General features: G+C 72.7%; 4 protein-coding genes and 1 pseudogene. All 5 read left to right on the top strand.

Translation table 11 applies throughout. The annotated features are described in order from the left end of the window. Positions 1-523, top strand: a pseudogene (locus tag VR44_RS31895) (radical SAM/SPASM protein FxsBH, inactivated beta-hydroxylase extension form); the annotation flags it as partial. A gap of 32 nt (positions 524-555) precedes the next feature. Continuing rightward, on the top strand, positions 556-1,377 hold the full coding sequence (locus tag VR44_RS31900; RefSeq protein ID WP_211275159.1) for an AAC(3) family N-acetyltransferase: 822 nt from the start codon (positions 556-558) through the stop codon (positions 1,375-1,377). 43 nt (positions 1,378-1,420) lie between these two features. Then, positions 1,421-2,824: a TIR-like protein FxsC gene (locus VR44_RS31905; protein ID WP_157880475.1), complete on the top strand. Its 1,404-nt coding sequence runs from the start codon at positions 1,421-1,423 to the stop codon at positions 2,822-2,824. Beyond that, positions 2,808-6,794 (top strand): FxSxx-COOH system tetratricopeptide repeat protein, encoded by a 3,987-nt coding sequence (gene fxsT / locus VR44_RS31910; RefSeq protein WP_107072574.1) that lies wholly within the window; start codon positions 2,808-2,810, stop codon positions 6,792-6,794. The genes VR44_RS31905 and fxsT overlap by 17 nt, the downstream gene beginning before the upstream one ends. Positions 6,795-6,866: 72 nt before the next feature. Continuing rightward, the coding region (locus VR44_RS31915) for a DUF4231 domain-containing protein (RefSeq protein WP_045951114.1) at positions 6,867-7,198 on the top strand (332 nt) is incomplete at its 3' end.

The following is a 7,198-nucleotide window of genomic DNA, read 5'->3' on the forward strand; positions in this document are numbered from 1 at the left end:
GGCCGACGCGTGGCGCCGCCGGCTCGACGCGGCCTGGGCGCTGCTGCACCGCACCGTCCCCGAGTTCGCCCGGGCGGCCACCGCCGGGCTGAGCACCCTGACCCCCCTCGCCGGCGGCCCCCGGGCCCAGGGCTGGGGCGAGGCCGGGCGGCACGGGCCGGGCGCGCTCGGGGTCCCGTACGCGGCCGGGGTGCGGGAGACCGCGCTGGCCCTGCTGACCGGGCGGCGGCGGGCCCGGCTGCGGGCGCTGACGGAGGTGGCCGACCTGTACGCGCTGGACGGGGCCTGGCAGCACCCGTCCCCCTGGCGGACCCGCCCGGTGCCGGTGTCGCGGCTGCTGGCCGACGTGCACGAGCGGGTCGCGGTGGAGGCGTACCGGCGGGCCACGACCACCCAGGAGCCGGGGGGCGCGGACCGGATCCACCGGGCCCTGGACCACCTGTCGGAGGCGGCCGAGCTCACGGTCACCGGCAAACGGCTGGTGGAGGAACTGCGCTGGGAGCTGAAGATGGTGGACGCGTGACCCCCCTCCCGCGCGGCCACGGCGCGCCCCGGGTGCCCCGTTCCTTATCCGCGCCCGCGCCCCCGGGCGCCCTCGCCCTGGCCGTCCAGCTGCGGCTGCTCGGCGTACGCCCCCGGCAGCGGCTGCTGGTGCACGCCGCGCTGGGCGGGACGGGCCTGCACCCCGGGACGCTGCGCGAGGCCCTCAGCGGGGTGCTGGGACCCCACGGCACCCTGGTCGTCCCGGCGTTCACCCCGGAGAACTCCCTCACCTCCTCCGCCCACCTGGAGCGGACCGCCGGCCTGGACTCCGAAGCGCTGGCGGCCTTCCGCGCGCGGATGCCCGCCTTCGACCCGGAGCGCACCCCGAGCCAGGGCATGGGCGCCCTCGCCGAGGCCGTGCGCACCGCGCCGGGCGCCGCCCGCAGCGGCCATCCGCAGACCTCCTTCGCCGCGCTCGGCGCGGATGCGCGGCGGATCTGCGCGGAACACCGGCTGGAATGCCATCTGGGTGAGGATTCCCCCCTGGGAAAACTGTGCTGGGAGGGAGGGCAGGTACTCATGATCAATGTGGGATTCGCGTCCTGCACCGCGTTCCACCTCGCGGAGTACCGAATTCCGAAGCCCCCCTTGCGCATGTACGACTGTGTGGTGAAGGTGAACCTTCCGGGCGAGCGGCGGGGGACGGCGCACGAGGGGGAGTGGACCAGGTACGAGGACGTCGCCCTGGACGACAGTGATTTCGCGGAGATCGGCCGGGCATTCCCGGATTCGCTCCTGCGCCGGGGGAAGGTGGGCGGGGCACCCGCCGTTCTCTTCTCGATCACGGACGCCGTCGATCACGCCCAGGCGTGGATGACCGAAAACAGACGCTGATTGACTGAACGAGGAGGGGATGTGGCGAAGGAGCTCCGGAATGATGTTCCTTCGCTCGCATCTTCGGGACGGGGGTCGTGTGCCCGCATCAGTGCAGCCGTATTTCTTTCTCAGTTATGCGCATACGCCGAGGTTCGGGCCCGGAGGACCCGACCCGGACATGTGGGTGGAGCGGCTCTTCCGTGACCTCTGCAACCACATCATGGCGCTGACCAGCCTGCCCGCCGGCTCCGAGGTCGGCTTCATGGACCGCGAGATACGCAACGGCGAGGGCTGGTCGGAACGGCTCGGGGCGGCGCTCGCCACCTGCCGGGTCTTCGTCCCCCTGTTCTCGCCGCGCTACTTCGCCAGCCAGATGTGCGGCAAGGAGTGGTTCGCCTTCGCGCAGCGCGCCATCCAGGTGGGCGCCGTCAGCGACCAGAAGACCGAGGCCATCGTCCCCGCCCTGTGGGTGCCGGTGCCCCCCTCGCAACTCCCGCTGCCGGCCGAGCGCTTGCAGTTCAACCACAGCACCTTCGGCGAGCGCTACGTCACCGACGGGCTGTACGGCCTGATCAAACTGCGCGGCTACGCGGAGCAGTACGAGCACGCCGTGTACGAACTGGCCCGCCACATCGTCGGGGTGGCCGAGACCGTGCGGCTGAAGGCGGTCCGCCCGCTGGACTACCGGGTGGTGCCCAGCGCCTTCGGCCCGGCCGGCGGCCGGCCCGGCAGCCCCTCCGCCCGCACCCTCCACGTGACCGTGGCCGCCGCCTCCCGGCACGATCTGCCGGAGGGGCGCAGCGCCGAGTACTACGGGGAGAACGCCCTGGAGTGGAACCCGTACCACCCCGCCTCCCGGCGGCCGGTCGCGTACGTGGCCGAGGAACTGGTCAAGAACCTCAACTACCAGACCACGCTGGCCTCCTTCGACGACGAGGCCGGCCACTTCGACAGCAAGCAGCCGCCCACCCGGCCGGAGATCCTGATCGTCGACCGCTGGGCGGTGGAGGACGAGCACCGCCGCCAGCGGCTGGCCGCCTTCGACCAGGAGCACCGGCCGTGGATCAACGTGGTGGTGCCGTGGAACCGCTACGACCACCAGAGCCGGGCCAAGGAGGAGGAACTGGCGCGCCGGCTGGAGGAGACCCTGCCGGTCAAGATGAGCCAGGGCCGGGCCGCCTGCCGGGCCGCCGCCAACGGCGTGGCCAGCATGGAGACGCTCGGGCAGATCCTTCCCCAGGTGGTCGAGGCGGCCGCCCAGCAGTTCCTCAGACACGCCCAGGCGTACCCGCCGGCCGGGCACACCCCCACCGAACGCCGGCGCCTGGTCGGGCCGATGGGGATGAGCGACCCGCCGCCGGCCCCCTTCCCGCCGACCGCGCACCCGTACGGGCCGGGCGGGAACGACGCAGCCGACGACAGCACCGAGACCGACCGGGGGGACGCGGATGACAGCCAGTCGTGACAGCCGAGACGGACGCATCGTCACCTTCTACTCGTACAAGGGCGGGACCGGCCGCACGATGGCGCTGGCCAACACCGCCTGGATACTCGCCTCCAACGGCAAGCGGGTGCTCGCCGTGGACTGGGACCTGGAAGCTCCCGGCCTGCACCGCTTCTTCCACCCCTTCCTCGACCCCTCCACGCTCGGGGCCACCACCGGGGTCATCGACCTGATCAGCGAGTACGCCTGGGCCGCCACCAGCCCCGTGCAGCGGCCCGCCGACTGGCACAGGGACTACGCGCGGATAGAGCCGCACGCCGTCTCGCTGAACCCGGAGAACCTGGGCTGGGACTTCCCCGACGGGGGCACCCTCGACTTCGTGTCGGCGGGCCGGCAGAACCGCGAGTACTCGGCGACCGTGTCCACCTTCGACTGGGACAACTTCTACGACCGGCTCGGCGGCGGCCTCTTCTTCGACGCCCTGCGGGCTGACATGAAGCGCAACTACGACTACGTCCTGATCGACAGCCGCACCGGCCTGTCCGACATCGCCGACATCTGCACCGTCCACCTCCCCGACGTCCTGGTCGACTGCTTCACCCTCTCCGACCAGTCCATCGACGGCGCCGCCTCCGTCGCCCGGCAGATCGACGAGCGGTTCAGCGACCGCGGCATCAGGATCTACCCGGTGCCCATGCGCATCGACGAGGGCGAGAAGGAGAAGGCCGACGCGGGCCGGGCGCTCGCCCGGATCAAGTTCGACCGGTTCCCCGGCGGGCTCGTCGGGGACGAGCTGACCGCCTACTGGGGCGCGGTGGAGATCCCGTACCGCCCCTACTACGCCTACGAGGAGACCCTGGCCACCTTCGGCGACGAGGCCGGGCTCACCAACTCGCTGCTCTCCGCCTTCGAACGGCTGACGGCCGTGGTGACCGAGGGCGAGGTCACCGCCATGCCGGTGATCGCCGAGGACGTCCGGCTGCGGATCCGGGACGCCTTCACCCGGCGCCGTCCGGCCCTGCCCGCCGACCTGTTCCTCTCCTACGTCGCCGAGAACCGGATGTGGGCCGACTGGATCGAGTCGGTGCTCACCCGGGCCGGCTTCAGGGTCGTGCCCAAGGACGTCTCGGCGGAACGCCCGCCCGTCCCCGAGGGCGGCTCCGGCGACACCCTGGGCGGCGGGACGGGCATCGGCGTCGAGACCGCCGGCCGCACGGTGGTGCTGCTCTCCAGCGCCTACCTGAAATCGGCGCGGGCCGTGGACGTGTGGAACCGGGCCGCCGCCGAGGACCCCACCGGGGGCCGGCGCCACCTGGTGCCGCTGCGGGTGGGCGACGTACGCCTGGCCACGCCCTACATCGACCGCAACCCGGTGGACCTGTTCCGGCTCGACGAGGTGCACGCCACCGCCGCCCTGCTGCGGGCGGTGGAACGGCCGATGGCCCTCGCCGACACCGTCGCCGGCGCCTCCCAGCCCGGGCCGCGCTTCCCGGGGACGGTCCCGAAGATCTGGAACGCACCGCCCCGGAACCCCGGGTTCACCGGCCGCAGCATCGTGCTGGAGCGGATGCGCGACCAGCTGGGCGGCGGCATGGCCGTGGTGCTGCCGCAGCCGCAGACCCTGTACGGGCTCGGCGGCGTGGGCAAGACGCAGGTGGCTCTGGAGTACGTGCACCGGTTCATGGCCGACTACGACCTGGTGTGGTGGATCTCCTCGGAGCAGACCGACGACGTGGTCGCGGCCCTCGCGGAGCTGGCCGTACGGCTGGGCGCGCAGACCGGCGAGGACATGGCCGCCGCCTCCCAGGAGGCCATCGACCTGCTGCGGCGGGGGGTGCCGACCTCGCGCTGGCTGCTGGTCTTCGACAACGCCGACGATCCCGAGACGCTGAAGCGGTTCTTCCCGCCGGGCGGCCCGGGGCACGTGCTGGTGACCTCCCGCAACCAGTCCTGGTCCCAGTACGGGGACGCGCTGCCGGTGGACGTGTTCCTGCGCGAGGAGTCCGTCGAGCACCTCCAGCGCCGGGCGCCGGGGCTCACCAAGGACGACGCCGAGCAGGTGGCCGTCGCGGTGGGCGACCTGCCGCTGGCCGTGGAGCAGGCCGGGGCCTGGATCGCGGAGACGGCGACCCCCGTCTCCGCGTACCTGGAGCAGCTGGCCGAGCAGACGGCGCGGGTGCTGGGCCTCAACCAGCCGGCCGGGTACCCGCAGCCGGTGGCCGCGACCTGGAACGTGTCCATCGAGCGGCTGCAGTCCCGCTCCCCCGCCGCCGTGCGCCTGCTCCAGCTGTGCGCCTTCTTCGCTCCCGAGCCGATCTCGGCGAACCTGCTCTACAGCAAGGAGATGATCGACGCGCTGAAGCCGTACGACCCCTCGCTCCAGGAGAAGCTGGTGCTGGGCCGGGTGATCCGGGAGATCGGCCGGTTCGCGATGGCCAAGGTCGACCAGGTCAGCAACAGCATCCAGGTGCACCGGCTGGTGCAGGCCGTGATCCGGGCGCAGCTGTCGGAGGAGGAGCAGCGCGAGGCGCGGCACGCGGTGCACCGGATCCTGGCGGGGGCCCGCCCGGACGACGACGAGCCGATAGACAACCCGGCGACCTGGCCGAGGTTCAACACGATCTGGCCGCACCTGAACCCCTCGGAGGCACGGTTCTGCAAGGAGCCGGAGACGCGCCGGCTGCTGATCGACCGGGTCCGCTACCTGTGGAAGCGCGGTGACTTCAAGGCCGCGTACACCCTGGGCGAGGAGCTGCGCGAGGCGTGGCGGGAGATGCTCGGCAGCGACGACCTGCAGTACCTGTACCTGCGCTTCCACCTGTCGAACATCCTGCGCTCGCAGGGCCGGTTCGTGGAGGCGAAGGAGCTGGACGAGGTCACGCTGGAGCGGCAGCGGGCGGCGCTGGGCCCCTCGCACCCGCACACGTACATGACCACCAGCGGTCTGGCGATGGACCTGGGCGCGCTCGGCCGGTACGGCGAGGCGATGGAGCTGGCGACGGCGGCGCACGAGGGCTTCGGGCAGATCTTCCACGAGGCGCACCCGCGCACCCTGGCGGCGGCGAACAACCTGGCGCTGAACCTGCGCATGGTGGGGCAGTACGCGCGGGCGAGGGAGATCGACCAGGAGGTGTTCGACCGGCGCACGGAGGTACTGGGCCCGGACCACCCGTACACCCTGTCCTCGGCGCAGAACCTGGCCCGGGACCTGCGCGAGGTGGGCCGGTACGAGGATTCGGTGCAGCTGCTGGGGCGGACGTACGAGATCTACAAGCGGACGCTGGGCCGGGCCTTCCCGGGCACCCTGTCGGCGGCGAAGAACCTGGCGGTGTCGCTGCGGCGGGCCGGGGAGCTGGAGGACGCGCTGCGGCTGACGACGGCGACCCGCAACCGGTACCGGGCCAAGTACACCTCGGTCAACCCCGACCTGCTGGCCTGTGAGCTGAACCTGGCCTCGGACCTGTTCGCGACCGGTGATCCGGGCGCGGCGCGGGACCTGGCGCAGGAGGTGGTGGACGAGTACATGAAGGTGCCGGGCGAGAAGCACCCGTACACCCTGGCCGCGCTCAACAACCTGGCGGTGTTCCACTGGGGTGCGGGCGCGGCGGAGACGGCGGAGCCGCTGCTGCGGCAGACGATCCGCAGCATGCGCGAGGTGCTGGGCGACAACCACCCGCACACCATCTTCGCGCACCTGAACCTGGCCAACGCCCTGGCGGACCTGGGCGATCCGGAGGGCGCCCTGGAGCTGGAGCGGGAGGCGGTGGTGCGGCTGCGCGGGGCGCTCGGCGCGCACCATCCGGAGACCCTGGCGAGCTCGTCGAACATGGCGGTGAGCCTGGACATGACGGGCCGCAAGGAGGAGGCGGCGCGGGTGCGGGCGGAGGCGGTTTCCGAACTGGCGCGGCTACTCGGAGAGGACCACGGTCTGACCCGATACGCCCGTGACGAGCGGCGGGTCCACCGGGACCTGGAGCCGCTCGCGGTGTGATCCGACGAGGGCGGCGGGGCTTCGCGGCCCCGCCGCCCGGGAGCGAGCGCAGGGGGCGCCGTGACCGACAGCATGACCTTTCGCAACGAGGACCTGCCGGCCCTCTTCCACCAGACCGATCAGGCGGCGGTCTCCCGGCAGCGGGAGTCCGTGCAGGCCACGCGGGCGCAGCTGGTGCTGCTGGTCGTGGCGGCGGGGGCGGCGGCCCTTCCGTCGGGGCCCGCCGCGGGCGGGCTGCACCTGTTCGCGGCGCTGAGCGCGCTGGCGTACGCGGGGGTGCTGGCCGTGGGCGTACGGGCGACGCGGCGGCGGGCCCGTCCGCAGTGGCAGCTCAACCGGAGCGCGGCCGAGTTCATCAAGTCCCTGGCGTGGCGGTACGCCGTGCACGGGGCGCCGTTCGGCAG

It is taken from the genome of Streptomyces katrae, assembly GCF_000966975.1.
GTDB lineage: Bacteria > Actinomycetota > Actinomycetes > Streptomycetales > Streptomycetaceae > Streptomyces > Streptomyces katrae.